This window comes from Terriglobia bacterium (genome assembly GCA_020073085.1).
GTDB lineage: Bacteria > Acidobacteriota > Terriglobia > JAIQFV01 > JAIQFV01 > JAIQFV01.
The window spans coordinates 189899-205392 of record JAIQFV010000010.1 but is presented as its reverse complement, the minus strand read 5'-3'; the positions used below and the strand labels follow the sequence as shown (position 1 = coordinate 205392).

Genomic DNA, 15494 nt, shown 5'->3' with positions numbered 1-15494 from the left:
ACCACGCACGAGGTGAGTTGTCCATACGATTGCCCCTTCCAGTGGTCTCCCCTCAGTACCCGCGGTTTTTATCCACTAGATTCTTCAACGTCTCTCCTGAACGAAAACGCCGGATGTTTTCCGCCAGCAGCGCCAGACTGCTCGGCCAATACTCTGGAAAGATTGCGGCGCTGTGGGGCGTGATCAGGACGTTAGGCTGCTCCCACAAGGGATGATCTTCGGGCAAGGGCTCGGTCGAGAAAACATCGAGCCCGGCGCCCGCGATCCGGCCTTCCCGGAGGGCCCGGAGCAGCGCCTCTTCGTCGATCAGTTTTCCACGTCCAATGTTGATGACGTAGGCGCCGGGCTTGATCACATTGAACTCAGCATCTCCCAGGACCTGCTTGGTGTCGGGGGTGTGGGGCAGGGCGAGAACTACAAAATCTGATTCCTTCAACAACTCGGTGCGCTGGGCCAGGGTGAGGACACGGTCTGCGTATTCCGTTCCCGTCGACGGGTCTTTCTTCAGCGCGAGTATCTTCATTCCAAGCGCCCGCGCCCGAATGGCGATTTCCCGGCCAATCGAACCGTATCCGATGATGCCCAACGTCTTGCCGCAGATTGGCCCCATCGGCGGTTGAAGTGTCCAGAGATCGTCACGGGCCCACTGGTGATGTTGCTGAAACCGGTAGCTGTCGATGAGACGCCGGGAGAAGGCCAGGATCATGCCGAGGGTGTGCTCCGCCATCACGGTCGAGAAGATTCCGCGGGCGTTGGTGATGAAGACGTCACTTGAAAGCACTTCGGGAATCATCAGTCCCCCGATCCCCGCCGCGACGGAATGAATCCATTTCAGTCCTGCAGCCCCCCTGAAAAGTTCGGACGTGATTCGCATGGCGCAGAGGGCATCCGCGTCCACGATTTGTTCGGCCAGGGCCTTGAGATCCTCCGTGTTAACAAAATGAATGTCGGGGAAAAGATTTCTCAGATCGCGGGTCCGGTCCTCGGTCATATTCCAAAGGGAAAAACCCACCTGGTGGTAGAGCACCATTTTTTTGAGATCACGGGTTGCCATGGCACTCGATTATAGTCGAGAGGTGTCTTCGCGAGGAAGATGTTCGGTGTGACTTTCACAAGCCATCCCCGGGTTTTCAGGGGGCATAATGCACAAAGGAACGAGCCATGGAATTGTCCGGACTATGCCCTCCTTGACTTCGACCGCTCACCGCATTACGATTCGATGAACACGTCTGGTATGGTCAGTGGATGTGGAGGAGGGTCTACCATGATCCGCCGTCCCGCAGTAGCAGGCCGCTTTTATCCTTCGAACAAAGAAAAACTGGTCAGCGATCTCGCCGGGTATCTCGCTGTCGAGGGCAAGCCGCGGAAGGCCATCGGGTGTGTCGTCCCGCATGCGGGATACATGTACTCGGGACATGTGGCGGGGGCGGTCTATGCGCGGATTGAACTTCCGGAGCGATTTATCATCCTTTGTCCGAATCACACCGGGATGGGAACCCCGCTTTCGATCATGAGCGAGGGGGAGTGGCAAACACCTTTAGGGAATGTGAAGATTGAGTCCGCCCTGGCCCGTGCGATCGCCCACGCCTGTCCGCTGGTGAGCGAAGACGAGACGGCGCACGTCTCGGAACATTCGCTGGAAGTGCAGCTTCCTTTTCTTCAGCAGCTTAAGGGAGAATTCTCTTTCGTCCCCATCGCGGTCGGTACGGGCAGCTATGCTCCCCTGGAACGGCTCGGACAAGCCATCGCCCAATCCATCGAGGGATCGCCGGAGCCCGTTCAAATCATTGCCTCCAGCGACATGAATCATTACGAAAGCGATTCGATAACACGCCAGAAGGACCGGCGCGCCATCGACCGGGTCTTGGCCCTGGACCCCAAAGGACTTTTTGACGTCATCAAGAAAGAACATGTCACCATGTGCGGTTACGGCCCGACTATTGCCATGCTGACAGCGGCCATACACCTGGGCGCCTCCAAAGCAGAACTGGTGAAGTATGCGACATCGGGAGACATCAGCGGGGACCGCGCAGAAGTCGTGGGGTATGCGGGAATGATAGTCTTTTGAACCCAAATTCCAATCCGCCGCGGCGGACAAAGTCCAAATAGATTCCAAATTCCAATTCTCAAACATAACCCTGGCTTGAAGATTCAATTTGCCCACAAGTATCAGTTTCAGCAATCTAAACCAGCTGAAGGATCCAATTCAATCACCCCACTCGAACGCCCCGCGTGTGAATCTGTGCGGGTCCTAGGAATGCTGAGAACCTGGCACGAGGCGGTTTGGTATTTTGGAGTTTGGTCTTTGGAATTTATTTGGATTTTGGGGTTTGGAATTTGGAGTTTTGAAATTTGAACCGGGAATATCCTTTAAATCGTGAAATCAGTCTTCGTCCACCTCTCCGGAAGCCATCGGGGTGATACCCAGGAATTTGAGAAGGAAAATCTCCTGATCGGATGCGACCCGAAGTGTGACATCCGCTTCAATCCGGGCGTGGACGACACGACCTCCGACCGTCACGCCGAGATCTACTTCGACAACTGTGAGTATTACCTGCGGGACCTCGGGTCTTCCCGGGGAACCTTTGTGAACGATCACGAAATTGATGAAATCATTCTCAAAGAGGGTGATGTGCTGGAATTCGGCGAAGGCGGACCCAAGGTGCGCTTTCATGTAGAGAGGGCGAAGGGGGAGGTGTGCAAGCCGTTTCACGTGGTGTACCGCGATTCAGTGAGAAAATCGCGGCGGTTCCGGAGGCAGGGGATAGGATTTACGACGCGGTTCTTGGGGGAATTCACTCGCGGACTACTCCGTCATTCCACCCCCCGCACCCGCACGATTTTCATCGGGGCCATCGTCCTGGTCGGGTTTTCGGTCACGCTGAGCGCATTGGTGCTGATCCAGGGCGCGCTTTCAAAGCGAAAGATCGAAAGGGAGATCATTCAGCTTCGAAAACAGCTCGCCGTTGATCATCGATCCCGCGAGGCGTTGGAGCGGGACATTTTAGAGGAGCGCAAGCGCGGGGGGGAGGTACGGGCCCGGCAGGAGACTGAGACAGAGACGCGGTTCTCCAACCTGCAGGCCGAAGAGCAGAAGCTCCGCGACCAATTGGCCCAGGCACAGAACGACGCCTCGCTCAAAGCCGGGGAGCTCCAGGCCCTCCGCGCCAGGCTCAACGAGACCACGCGTCACATCGACTCCGTCAACCGGGAACGGTCGCTGGGAGAGCGGGTCATCAAGACGTATCAATCCGGGGTCTGTTATATCGAAGGCGCCTACCGTTTTTACGACGGCTCGGGCAATCCCCTCCGCTTTCTCGCCCTCGACAGTGCCGGCGAACCGATCAAGGATTCCCAGGGGCAGACCCTCTATACAACGTCCGGGGCCGCCCCGATGGTCGAGGTCTATTACTCGGGGACCGGATTTCTGGTGAGCAGCTCGGGCTGGATCCTGACGAATCGTCATGTGGCTGAACCGGGGTGGGAAGATCGCGAGGTCAAAGAACTGTCCGCGAAAGGTTTTCAACCCCGCCTCCAGTTCTTCAGGGCCTATTTCCCGACAGTGGAAGATCCCTTCAACCTCGTCGTGGTCAAGACCTCCACGCAGGCAGACATTGCGTTACTGCGGGCGGATCTGGGCTCGCACAAGCTCCCCGTGCTGGCGGTCGAACGTCAGGGGGCGGACACGGCAGCGGGCCAACCGGTCGTGCTGCTGGGCTACCCGACGGGCCTGAATGCGTTGTTGGCCCGGCTTGATGAGAAAGTAGTTGAATCGGTGGTGTCGTCGGCTGGACCGGATCCCAAAAAAATTTCACAGGAACTCTCCCGCCGCGGAATGATCCGCCCCCTCTCCACGCAGGGACATCTGAGCGATATTCTCCCCAACAAGCTGGTCTACGATGCCCAGACAACCCAGGGAGGAAGTGGCGGGCCGCTCTTTAATGTGCGTGGAAAAGTGATCGGGGTGAACTACGCCATCCTCTCCGAGTTCGGCGGCGCCAACTTCGGAGTGCCCATTCAATTCGGGTTGGAATTGATGAAGTGAGGATTCACCGCGGAGGCGCTGAGGGCGCGGGAATTGATGGCGGTGACGATCGGCAGTGTGGATGCTCTGGCATTCTCGCCGAAGGTCCTGCGCTGCTACTTTTCGTGGGTTCAATACCAGAGTGGTCAAAACCTCTCACGTCGCATGGACGGCCGCCAGCAGGGCGCGGATTTTTTCAGTCAGCAGATCAATGCCGACCGTGTTGAACCCGCCTTCCGGGATGATGACATCGGCGTAGCGCTTGGAAGGTTCGACAAATTCGAGATGCATGGGACGGACCGTGGTGAGATACCGATTGATCACCGATTCCACGGTTCGGCCACGCTCGGTGATGTCCCGGCGCAACCGGCGAATGAAGCGCAGATCCGGGTCCGTGTCCACAAAGATCTTGATGTCCATCAGATCGCGAAGGGGCTTGTTCTCGAAGATCAAAATCCCCTCCACCATCACCACGGGTTTGGCGTCCACCCGGACCGTCTGCTTGCTGCGATTATCGATGGTGAAGTCATACACGGGTCTGTCAATAGGCCGCCCGCTTTTCAGGCAGCGAAGGTGCTCGACGAAGAGTTCCATGTCGATGGAATCGGGATGGTCAAAGTTTTGCCGGGCGCGCTCTTCCACCGGCAAGCCGGCGAGTTCCTTGTAATAATGATCCTGCTGCAGGAGAGCCACCGAATCGCTGTCGATGGTTTCAAGGATCTTGTTCGCCACCGTGGTCTTGCCTGACCCCGTGCCACCACAGATTCCGATGATCATAGAATTTGAGTCCTGGGATGAAAGTGGAATGCCTGCGTCAAACGCCCACAGTCGTGCTCATTCTAGTCAAAGCATCCTCCCCCTCCAAGTGAAAAATCAACGCCGGGCTTCCCCTCGGGAAAGAGGAGCCCTCCTGCTGCTTCTCCTCGGATTTGCGGTCCTCGCCTTCATGTTTAGAAATCCCTTCATGGGGCAGTGGGACAGTTTTGATTACATGACCAAGGCGCTTCAGCACCAGGTATCGGATTTGGCCTTCGGTCGGCCGCTCTTTCTGGGCCTGATCAGGGCCGCCTGGGAAGCGATGCATTTCATGGGTGTCAGCGTAGAGCATGCCTTCTGGATTGGTCAGGGCGTCGTGTGGCTATTCGCCATCGGCGGTCTGGTCTGTTTCTATTTCTGTGTGAAGTCGGTCGGTGGGGTACGGCTGGCTTTGCTGGGAGTGGCCTGGCTCGCGACTACGCCAATGTACCTTGCTTATTCGGGAATGGTCATGACCGAGGTGCCTTCGCTGGCCTGCTTCCTGGCGGCAGTGGCCTTTTTGCTCCGCTGGGAAAGATCACGGAAGCTCTTCCACCTCGTCTGGAGCGCGGTGCTGTTTGCGGCGGGAATCCAGATCCGTGAACAGTTGATTACGGCGGCTGCCGTATTTCCGTTGATGATCCTCCTGGATCGTGGTCTGACCTGGCGCAGGAGAGTTTCTGCTGTCTTGGTCCATACCGGGATCGTTATCCTGGGGGTCCTGGCCGTCCTTGCTTTCCTGGTGCGGAGGGACCCGGATTTCTGGCGCCGTGTTCAAGGCTGGGCCGCCGTCCTCCCGATTCGAACCCATGGGCTTGGAATCCAGCTCCTCTATCTCCTCGCGTTTGCTTTTGTGAACGGGGGCGTGTCGTTGGTGGGAGTACTGCTGACCTGGCGGAAGTGGGAGAAGGTGGCCTCCATGCGCGCCCTCGTCTCAGGGATGGCGTTATTGCCGCTGTTGGCCCTATTGCCCAACGCGGATCTCAGGATTCAACCCCGGTATGAGCTCCTTGCCGTCCCGGCATTCGTGCTGGCGGCGCTGGTCGGTTTGAACATGCTACGGACGCAACTGGAGCCTCCCGCCCGAAGAATATTACTCGGTGTGTTATTGGCCGGGCATCTGGTGTTTTTCATGGGGGGGATGGCCGTCCTCACCCGGTTTAACCGACTCTCGCAGGAGCGCAAGGTCCGGGTTGAGACATTGATTGCGCTCGCTCCCCGCAACGCAGTGTTCGTGGGCGGCGCCTATACCCCGATTCTGGACTTTTATCAGCAGTCGGGAATCCGACCTGATTGGGAGGTCATTCGCTCCGGGTGGGAATGGAACCGGGATTCCCTTTCCGCAAGAATCAACCGGGACCTGGTGGCAAAGCGCAGCGTCTTTTATCTCAGCGACGCCAGGGTGTGGGATTATTTGCGGGATGAGCAGGCTGATGTGGAGGCCCTTCGATTCAAATTCCGGTTTACCCGAGTGGATTACGGCATGGAACGCATCGAATGAGACGCGGGGTAAGGGGCTGCGGGGGGCAAGGCTTGCCGCCGCTCATGAGGTCATTTGGATCTTTGCGCCGTGGCGGCACTCGCCTTTTCAAAAAACTGTCCCATTCGGCGATACTTCTCGTATCGTTCCTCAAGGAGCCGTTCGGTCGTGAGGGCCTTGAGTCGCGCCAGATCCTTCTGAAGATGCTCATCCAATGACTTGGCCATGGCGAGGGGATCGGTGTGCGCGCCGCCTTCCGGTTCTCGAATAATCTCGTCGATCAGTTCAAAGGCCTTCAGATCCTCCGCCGTCAGTTTCAACGCGGTGGCTGCCTCCTCCGCGCGGGAGGCATCGCGCCACATGATGGAAGCACAACCTTCCGGCGATATGACCGAATAGATCGCATACTCCAGCATATTGACGATATCCCCGACGGCGATCGCGAGGGCGCCGCCACTGCCGCCTTCGCCCGTGATCGTGGTGATGATCGGCACCCGGAGCCGGGCCATTTCTCGCAAGTTATAGGCAATGGCCTCGGCCTGGCCCCGCTCTTCCGCGTCGATCCCCGGATAGGCACCGGGCGTGTCGATCAAGGTGAAGATGGGCCGTTGAAACTTCTCCGCGATTTTCATCACCCGAATGGCCTTGCGGTACCCCTCCGGCTTCGGCATGCCGAAATTTCGAAAGACCTTCTGCTTGGTGTCGCGGGCCTTTTGATGGCCGACCACCATCACTGGCTCGCCATGAAACTTGGCCATCCCGCAGACAATAGCATGGTCCTCCCCAAACTTCCTGTCGCCGTGAACCTCGATGAAATCCGTAAAACAGTGCTGAATGTAATCGAGGGTGTAGGGGCGTTGAGGGTGCCGCGCCATCTGGACCTTTTGCCAGGGGGTGAGCTTGGCGAAAACTTCCCGCCGGACACGTTCGATGCGGGCCTTGAGCCGCTCGATCTCGTGCTGGCTTTCGTCGTCTTGATTGATCTTGCTGAGCTCGTTGATCTGCTCTTCCAGATCCTGGATGCTTTCGCGCTGTTCGTAAATTTCTTTTGAGTTGGTCATTTCTCGATCAATTGCCTAAGGCATGAGTTTAACCGCGCCAATTCCGCAAATCTCTTCCACCGCCCGAATGAAGTGGGGGTGGGGCCGGACCCTCACATAATCATCAGGTTTCAAGGTTACCAGAAACTGTCGGTCATGTTCAAGCTCGAACACCACCGCACAGTCGCCCCGATTCTTTTCAAAGAGTTCCAAAAGCCTCGGCGCGGCGTCCGAGTCCAGACCGATGAGGTTGACGTGCACAACCATCCTTTTGGCCTGGGTGAGACGCAGATCCTTCAAGGGCTGAAGCTCCGAGACGATGATCTTGACTTTGCCCGTATCGCCGATGTCCGCGCGGCCCTTAATGAAGACCGGGTCCTCCGATTTCAATAGAGACTCATAGAGCTTAAAAGGTTCGGGGAACACCACGACCTCCAGGGTCCCGTGCATGTCCTCGAGCACGGCCGACGCCATGCGGTCACCCCGGCGCGTCTTGAGAAACCGGACCGAAGTGAGGATTCCGGCGACCGCTGCGTCTCGGGAAGTCTCGATCGCCGCCAGGGTTTCCGTTGTGCCCGTGGAAAACTCCTCGAGTTCCTTGGCATACTTGGCCAGCGGATGCCCGGTGATGAAGAAACCGAGCGTTTCCTTTTCATAGTTCAAGACGATGTGCTCCTGCCATTCTTCCAGGTCGGGGAGTTTTTCGTTCATCACCGTGGCCGTGGCGGCGGCAAACAACCCGCTTTGTCCCGATTCCCGGTCCCGCTGCGCCTTTGCCCCCGCCTCCATGGCCCGGTCCACCACCGCCGCCAGTTGGGATCGTCGCGCCCCGAGGGAGTCGAAGCATCCGGCTCGGATCAGACTTTCCATCATGCGCTTGTTCAGCGCCCGCAGATCGACGCGCTCACAGAAATCGAAGATCGATTTGAAAGGCCCCTTCGCCCGACGCGTCTCGAGAATGGCTTTGATGGCGTGTTCGCCCACATTTTTGATGGCGGCCATTCCAAAGCGGATCTTCGTTGTCCCCTGGGCGGAGTCGATGGCCGGTGTGAAATTCAAGTCCGACTGGTTGATGTCAGGCGGGAGGATCTCAATCCCCAGGTCGCGGCATTCATTGATGTACTTCACGATCTTGTCCGTGTTTCCCATTTCATTGGTCAGCACCGCGGACATGAAATACACCGGATCGTGGGTCTTCAAGTACGCGGTCTGGTACGCCAGCAGCGCGTAGGCAGCGGAGTGAGACTTGTTAAACCCGTACCCCGCGAATTGTTCCATGAGATTGAAGATCTTGTCAGCTTTGCGGGTGTTGATCTTTCGGGATCTGCAGCCCTCAATGAACTTTTCCTTCTGGGCCGCCATTTCTTCGGCCTTCTTCTTTCCCATGGCGCGGCGGAGGATGTCGGCTTCCCCCAGGGTGTATCCCGCCAGCACCATGGCGATCTGCATCACCTGCTCCTGGTACACCATGACACCGTAGGTCTCCTCCAGGATGGGTTTGAGTTCGGGGAAATCGAAGGTGATTTCCCGCTCGCCGTGCTTTCGTTTGATAAAATCATCGATCATGCCGCCCTGAATGGCGCCCGGGCGATAAAGCGCGTTCAGCGCGATGAGATCTTCGAACCGCTCCGGCCGGTAGCGACGCAGAATGTCGCGCATGCCACTGGATTCGAACTGAAAAATGCAGTTGGTGCGCCCTTCCTGGAAGAGCCGGTAGGTTTCCGGATCGTCGGGGACGAGCTCCTCCAGGTTCAGCTTCTGTCCGGTATGCTGTTGGATGAGCTTCACCGTGTCATCGAGGATGGTCAGGGTCGCCAGCGCCAGAAAATCCATCTTGATGAGTCCGACCTTTTCCAGGTCGGTCATCTCGAATTGAGTGATGACCTGTTGCTTTTCCGTCCGGGTCATATTTTCTGTGCGGGTGGAGGTGCACAGGGGAACAAATTCCAGGAGGGGCTTCGGGGAGATGACGATGCCTGCGGCGTGGATGGACGCGTGTCGCGCAAGCCCTTCCAGGCGGCGCGCCACGTCAAACAAATCCCTGACCCGGGCATCCTTCTTGTAAAGCTCGTCGAGAGCCGGGGTCTGCTTTAAGGCTTCGTCGAGCTTGATATGCAGTGTGTTAGGGATCAACTTCGCGATCCGGTCCACTTCGGTGTAAGGCATTTCGAGGGCCCGGCCGACATCCTTGAGAGCGGCTTTGGCGCCCAGGGTCCCAAATGTGATGATCTGACAAACATGATCCCGGCCATATTTTTGGGTCACATAGTCGATGACCTCGTCGCGACGACGCATGCAGAAATCAATATCAATGTCGGGCAGGGAGATGCGCTCGGGATTCAGGAAGCGCTCGAAGAGGAGCTCGTATTGCAGGGGATCGATGTCGGTGATGCGCATCGAATAGGCAACCAGGCTGCCCGCCGCCGAACCCCGCCCCGGGCCCACGGGAATTCCGCGCTCCCGGGCGTAGCGGATGAAATCCCAGACGATCAGGAAGTACCCGGGAAAGCGCATGTGCTTGATCATGTTGATCTCGCGCTCAAGCCGCTCCGCGTATTCCTCCAGCCGATGGCGCAATACCCCCCGGGCCGCCTGGGTCTTCAAGTGAATCGCCCGTTCGGCAAACCCTTCGCGAACCACCCGGTCAAAGTACTCCTCGAGGGATTGCCCTTCCGGGACGTCAAAGCGGGGGAAGGGCGAAGCGATCTTCTCCAGCTTGAAGTGGCAGCGCTCTGCAATTTCCACCGTGCGATGGACGGCCTCCGGTATTTCTTGAAACGAGGCCAGCATCTCCACATCGCTCTTGAGGTAAAACTGATCGGTCTCATAGCGCATTCGACTGGAATCGTTCACGGTCGACCCGGTCCCGATACACAGCAGAATATCGTGGGCGCGGGAATCGTCCCGGCGGAGGTAATGGCAATCGTTGGTGGCTACCAGCGGCACCTCCAGACGCTTGGAGAGCGCTACCAGCCGCGGGTTCACAAACCGCTGTTTCTCGAGCCCGTGATCCTGGATCTCCAGGAAGAAATTCTCCTTGCCGAAGATGTCCTGCCACTGCCCGGCCACTTCGAGCGCTGCCTGGTCCTGTTCTCCCTGGAGCTTCGATTCCACCTCGCCATTCAAGCATCCCGACAATGCGATGATTCCCCGGTGGTGTTTCGATAACAGCTCCTTGTCCACGCGTGGTCGATAGTAAAACCCGTCCAAATAAGCGGTCGAAACCAGTGTCACCAGGTTGCGATAACCCTCGTCACTGGTCGCGAGCACCGTCAGGTGATGATTGGCTTTTTCCCCTTCGCTGGAACTGCGTTCCGTCCGGGCTCCCTTGGCCACGTAAAGCTCGCAGCCGATGATCGGCTTGATGCCATGATGCATGGCAGTCTCATAAAAGCTGATCGCGCCAAAGAGGTTGCCGTGATCCGTCATGGCAATGGCGGGCATCTTCTTGGCTTCAGCCTCCTTCATCAGGGCGCCAATATCGTTGGCGCCATCGAGGAGGCTGAAGTCGGTGTGCAGGTGGAGATGGACGAACTTCGAATGTTCCATGCGAGGAATAACCTTTCAATCGGAGAATCTGCAGGGTCCAACCGGAGGGGAGATCAACAGGCCGTCAATCGTCAAAACTACCCCTTTGACATCGTACGTCTCATCGGGTGCGCACACTCTCAAAGTCGGAAATAAAATTTATACAGGGCATCCGAATGAAGTCTAATACAAATTTACGAATTGGACAAACACAGTGAAAAAAGCATTGAGAAAAGCATTGCACTTACATTGCAGAATATCCTGTGCTAGATATATTTTGCTCGTGTCCCCCGCGCATTGTCGTCACCACGAGCGACCCCTGGTCTAAACTTGACACCTCGGTCGTTCCACATTTGTCGCAATGACTTCAGAAGGGGCTTTCACGCCAGCCATTAGCGATCCCGCTGGATCCTATCACGATCGGGACGATTTGTGATCCTGTTGGGAAAAGTGCTTGAGACGAAATTATGAAAACTGCTTATTTCCGAAGCATCCTCTTGACCGCCAGAGAGAATCAAATTCTTCGGTTTATCGGAGAAGGTCTTACGAGCAAGGAAATCGCACAGCGACTTAGTATTAGCAAGTACACCATCCATGCCCATCGGCGGAACATTTGCTCTAAAATAAGGGAACCCCAAAGAGGATTGAAGTCTGCCCCAAGGGCAATTAGCCCATTAGCCGGCAATCACGCGACGGTCTTGAGACTAACCAAATTGTTGGCGGTGAGGCGAGATGCTCTGGAAGGGATTGCCACTGCTTTCGACCCGCACAGTCCCCCTGACTACTTTGTTGATGCCGGGTCCTTTTTCAATGCGGCCAAGTCCGCCTCCAGGGTGGGTATCAATTGCCGCAAAGCTCCTACGTGCATGACACGGATTCGGTCGTGGTCGATCACATAGGTGATCGGGAGACCTTCTGCCGCCAGGGCATCGCCCAATTTTCCTGCTGGGGCGATGCGAAGAGTCTCCAGTTTCTCCCGCCTGATGATTCCCTTGAGGGCTTCTTCATCGGAGTCAGTCATCAATGCGGCAACCAGGAGTTCCGGATGTTTGGCCTGAAGCGTCTGAAAGCCGCTCAATTCGGGGATACACGGCACACACCAGGTCGCCCAGAAATTCAAGACAACTGTCTTTCCGGACCAATCGGCCGATCGCAACTTCTCTCCTTTAATCGTCGTGAACTCGAAGTAAGGAGAAGGACGATCTAGAACAGTGGGCACATAGTGCTTGGTCTCGAAGCGATCCTTGCCCAAGGACTCGATACGCTGCTGCAAATCTGCTTCGGTTCCATAGCCTTCCTTGGTCCAAAGCTGTTTAAGACGCTCTAGTCGTTCCATGCGTCCCGGCGCCGGCTCTCCCACGCTAGCCATGTACGCATCCAGCGCTTGCTTGGTGTGCCCTGTTGCCTCATAAACTTCACCCACTAGGAAGTACTCGCCCGCATCCATGGCAACCCCACCAGCTTTTTCGATAAGTGGGAACGCCAGCTCGGGTCTTCCTTGTTGCATAAAGGCGCGGGAGCGCCAGTAACTCAGCTTTTGCTCATTTCGTTTTGCATCGCGGGTGAGGATGAGGTAGGACATTGTGGGAGCTTTATCCGGCAGGTGATCCCGATTGAGCTCTTCCGCCTTATTGAGAAGCTGGAGAGCTTGGTCGAGCTTAATATTGCTCTCAATGTATAGAGCCGCCAGGCCTGCATAGGCGTCAGCCTTCGGGCGCATCTCAATCCACTGGTGAATCACCTCTTCGGCTGCAGATATATCTCTCCTGTCACGCAAGATTCGGAAGCTTTGGATCAGTGCTTCATCTGCCAGATTGGTGTTCGGACATCTTTTGGCAAACCCCCTGAATTCTCCAGCCTTTTCGAAGAGGTCCTTTTTATGCGAGATTCGGTTAAATGCAATCAGGCATTCCTGATGTTCCGCCGCTGCAGGATCCAATGATCGCAAAAGGTTCATCATCTTGGAGAGCAACTCAGCCGGAAGGCGCTCCGCTTGAGACACTACAAATTCCGAGGCGCCGAAAATGGCGTCCCTATCGGTTCTCTGTTCATCAACGAACCGGTTGATTTCGCTGGCCAACTGTTTCCACGCTGCGTCCGTACTCCCGTCGCGTTGGATCTTGTAGTACCAGTAATCAAACAATAGTCTGAATCGGTCTTTCCATTCTTTCGTTTTCAATCCATTTTCGAGCAAGGCTACTGCGTTAGCGAGATCAGGCGGGCGAGCAATGCCGTTTTCAAATGTTACGCCCATGGTATAACCTCGAGCTTGAATCTTAACCCCCATAAAGTGAGGTTGGCCTTCATCCCGGCAAAGAACAAGGTCCCAGTATTTACCACCGTTTGTATCGACCTCTCCAGTGACTGGATCTTTCACTTCGAAAATCAGATGCAACCAGGAGTCCTGCTCACCCTGAGAAAGAACAGCTTCCCAGACACCGTTTTCCTTCGGCAGAAACTGGACGCTCCGGGTTGCTCCCGGACGGTCATCAATGCCAACCTCAAGTGTAAGCTTGTGAGGCTGCTTAATCTTTGCATCGGGACTCTTCACATTGTACGTGACGAGCACCTCCTTGGTGCCAATGCGACTTGGCCGGGCTCGCGTCAGGGGGCAAGGGGGATCGACCTTAAAAACGGGAGGCTGAATTTGTGCGGCTGTCGCTACTGTCCAGAAAACCGAAATCAAAAGCAGGAAGAGACTAAGCTTTTCTTTCATATTGCACAACCTCACTGAATTTCCCAATTCTGCCCAACGACTAGGAAGTCACCGACCCAGTAGGCTATAGCTTCTTGATCGCTCCAAGTGCACGTGCAGATTATGCACTTCCTCTCCTGGACCGAGATCACCTTACCCTATGACGAGCAGGATCTGCAGAGTCATCCTGCCACGTTCTTCATTTTCTATGTCTTTTATGATTTCCAAAGTTGGTTAATGCGATTTCACAATCGACCACTACTGTCCACTCCACTCTGGACTGCAGAAGCGGAGGTGTGACCCTATGAGTTCTCCTCGCATAACGTCAGGGAGAAGAGGTTGCCGGTCCTCACCGTCAAATCCCAGACTTGGAAAATGGCTTCGGGCAACGCAAATCGTCAATCGCGACTATTGAAAAACTGACGAAGAGCCTCCCAATGCTAAGCGGTCGTTGTTGAACTGACGAGCCGACACTGGGGGTCTCCTGACACAAAAAAGTGTAGATCTTCATCGGGGTGATTTCAAGGAGATTCCTGGGTGTCAAGCCAACCCGCAAGAGCACCGACTCCCTGTGAGGTTGAGACATTGGGGGCAAAGCGGGACTCGGAGGCTGGAGACCAGCAAATAGTGTGGCGGTTGGAGGTCCCTGCACATCTTGCCTGCGGTATCCCGCGAGAGTATACTGCGCGCGTCCTTCATTGCATCAAGAGGCGCTGCCCTAATTTCAAACCCGCGACCGAATGCCGGCTTGGTCCAGGTAGGTATTGCATGGGGTTCAATTGGAGTAGCATCGCCGACCTTCGACACCGTCGTTCCTTGACAGCCCTTGGTGGGGAAGTGTTCCGGGTGTCGATTGGGCTGGTGGCATGCTTCGCGGGCGGCTGCATCGCCGCCCAGAATCCCCCGCAATCTCCGTCACGTAGTGAGATCAGATTCGAGAATCCCAATACGGTCCGGGCCGCGGCGTTTAGTGCCGACCGGCGCTTGTTGGCCTGTGCCACCGATGATATGAAAGTCAGAGTCCGGGAGGTAACCTCCGGTCGGCAATTGCTTGTCCTTTCCGGACACACCGATCATATCGGTACGGTGGCCTTCAGCCCGGATGGCCGGCTGTTGGCCAGCGGCAGTGAGGACCATACAATCAGGCTCTGGGCGGTGAGCGACGGCCGCCTCACGCGAACCCTTTCGGGACACACAAATTACGTGGATTCGGTGACCTTCAGTCCGGATGGACGCTGGCTCGCTTCGGCGGGTGCAGACAGGACCATCAAAATTTGGGAGGTGGAGAGCGGGCGTCTGATTCTTTCCATCTCAAGTCAGGCCGGTTGGGTCCATGGCGTTGTCTTTACCCCGGACGGGCGATCGTTAGCCTCCCTGGGGGCGGATCATTCAATCCGCCTCTGGGACGCCGTCACTGGAAGAGAACTGCGTCGTCTCGCGGGACACCCCCGGTACATTTTTGGGTTAGCGTTCAGTCCCGATGGCCGGTGGCTGGTCTCTGCGAGCCTCGACAAGACGGCCAAAGTGTGGGATGCCGCCAGCGGACAAGAACTGCGGGCCTTGACCGGATACACGGACGCGATTCGAGCCATCGCCTTTAGCTCCGACGGGCGCTGGGTGGCTTCCGCGAGTGGCGACGATCCCGTCCGGGTCTCGGAGGTGGCGAGCGGCCGCGAGCTCTACACCCTGAAAGGCCACACCGGAACGGTGCTGACGGTTGCTTTCAGTGCGGATGGACGCCGTCTTTTCTCCGCCAGCGACGACAATAGCTTCAATGTTTGGGAAGTAAAAAGCGGGAAAGAGATTTTTTCAAGTCATCCTGAAGCGGCCACTGAACCATAACCGGCCCGAGAATGATCCCATCGGTCCCTCAGTCCTTGAACCTTATGCCCGGGTGGGGCACACATCGTGTTTCCTTGCGATGTGTGCGCT

At 56.5% G+C, this 15494-nt stretch carries 10 protein-coding genes; 5 read left to right on the top strand and 5 right to left on the bottom strand.

Annotated features, from left to right (window positions below):
* Window positions 1-52: 52 nt before the first annotated feature.
* The gene (locus LAO21_12500) at window positions 53-1054 is read right to left on the bottom strand and encodes a D-2-hydroxyacid dehydrogenase (protein MBZ5553536.1); all 1002 of its coding nucleotides are present in this window, start codon (window positions 1052-1054) and stop codon (window positions 53-55) included.
* A 210-nt stretch (window positions 1055-1264) separates the two neighbouring features.
* Here LAO21_12500 and amrB point away from each other — a divergent pair, with 210 nt between their 5' ends.
* Window positions 1265-2068 carry an AmmeMemoRadiSam system protein B gene (gene amrB / locus LAO21_12495; GenBank protein ID MBZ5553535.1) on the top strand — a complete coding sequence of 268 codons (804 nt, stop codon included), beginning with the start codon at window positions 1265-1267 and terminating at the stop codon, window positions 2066-2068.
* A gap of 309 nt (window positions 2069-2377) precedes the next feature.
* Entirely contained in the window at window positions 2378-4045 is a 1668-nt protein-coding gene (locus tag LAO21_12490) for a trypsin-like peptidase domain-containing protein (GenBank protein MBZ5553534.1), read from the top strand.
* Window positions 4046-4180: 135 nt separating this feature from the next.
* Here LAO21_12490 and udk read toward each other — a convergent pair whose 3' ends face one another.
* Complete coding sequence (gene udk, locus LAO21_12485; protein ID MBZ5553533.1) at window positions 4181-4801, bottom strand: uridine kinase; 621 nt, start codon at window positions 4799-4801, stop codon at window positions 4181-4183.
* Between the two features lie 88 nt (window positions 4802-4889).
* Here udk and LAO21_12480 point away from each other — a divergent pair, with 88 nt between their 5' ends.
* On the top strand, window positions 4890-6320 hold the full coding sequence (locus LAO21_12480) for a glycosyltransferase family 39 protein (protein ID MBZ5553532.1): 1431 nt from the start codon (window positions 4890-4892) through the stop codon (window positions 6318-6320).
* A 50-nt stretch (window positions 6321-6370) separates the two neighbouring features.
* Here LAO21_12480 and LAO21_12475 read toward each other — a convergent pair whose 3' ends face one another.
* Together LAO21_12475 and dnaE are read right to left on the bottom strand one after the other, a co-directional pair.
* The gene (locus LAO21_12475) at window positions 6371-7360 is read right to left on the bottom strand and encodes an acetyl-CoA carboxylase carboxyltransferase subunit alpha (GenBank protein MBZ5553531.1); all 990 of its coding nucleotides are present in this window, start codon (window positions 7358-7360) and stop codon (window positions 6371-6373) included.
* Between the two features lie 15 nt (window positions 7361-7375).
* The gene (gene dnaE, locus LAO21_12470) at window positions 7376-10888 is read right to left on the bottom strand and encodes a DNA polymerase III subunit alpha (GenBank protein MBZ5553530.1); all 3513 of its coding nucleotides are present in this window, start codon (window positions 10886-10888) and stop codon (window positions 7376-7378) included.
* Between the two features lie 446 nt (window positions 10889-11334).
* On the opposite strand from dnaE, the gene LAO21_12465 reads away from it, so the two are divergent.
* The gene (locus LAO21_12465) at window positions 11335-11766 is read left to right on the top strand and encodes a LuxR C-terminal-related transcriptional regulator (GenBank protein MBZ5553529.1); all 432 of its coding nucleotides are present in this window, start codon (window positions 11335-11337) and stop codon (window positions 11764-11766) included.
* Here the strand turns inward: LAO21_12465 and LAO21_12460 are convergent.
* Window positions 11649-13583: a redoxin domain-containing protein gene (locus tag LAO21_12460; GenBank protein ID MBZ5553528.1), complete on the bottom strand. Its 1935-nt coding sequence runs from the start codon at window positions 13581-13583 to the stop codon at window positions 11649-11651. The genes LAO21_12465 and LAO21_12460 overlap by 118 nt on opposite strands.
* A 747-nt stretch (window positions 13584-14330) precedes the next feature.
* Here LAO21_12460 and LAO21_12455 point away from each other — a divergent pair.
* The gene (locus LAO21_12455) at window positions 14331-15404 is read left to right on the top strand and encodes a WD40 repeat domain-containing protein (protein ID MBZ5553527.1); all 1074 of its coding nucleotides are present in this window, start codon (window positions 14331-14333) and stop codon (window positions 15402-15404) included.
* Window positions 15405-15494 lie beyond the last annotated feature (90 nt).

Bases quoted from the DNA above. Each gene is read 5' to 3' on its own strand.
- LAO21_12465 (MBZ5553529.1), top strand. From the start codon at position 11,335: ATGAAAACTGCTTATTTCCGAAGCATCCTCTTGACCGCCAGAGAGAAT.
- amrB (MBZ5553535.1), top strand. From the start codon at position 1,265: ATGATCCGCCGTCCCGCAGTAGCAGGCCGCTTTTATCCTTCGAACAAA.
- LAO21_12460 (MBZ5553528.1), bottom strand. From the start codon at position 13,583: ATGAAAGAAAAGCTTAGTCTCTTCCTGCTTTTGATTTCGGTTTTCTGG.
- LAO21_12475 (MBZ5553531.1), bottom strand. From the start codon at position 7,360: ATGACCAACTCAAAAGAAATTTACGAACAGCGCGAAAGCATCCAGGAT.
- LAO21_12455 (MBZ5553527.1), top strand. From the start codon at position 14,331: ATGGGGTTCAATTGGAGTAGCATCGCCGACCTTCGACACCGTCGTTCC.
- dnaE (MBZ5553530.1), bottom strand. From the start codon at position 10,888: ATGGAACATTCGAAGTTCGTCCATCTCCACCTGCACACCGACTTCAGC.
- udk (MBZ5553533.1), bottom strand. From the start codon at position 4,801: ATGATCATCGGAATCTGTGGTGGCACGGGGTCAGGCAAGACCACGGTG.
- LAO21_12500 (MBZ5553536.1), bottom strand. From the start codon at position 1,054: ATGGCAACCCGTGATCTCAAAAAAATGGTGCTCTACCACCAGGTGGGT.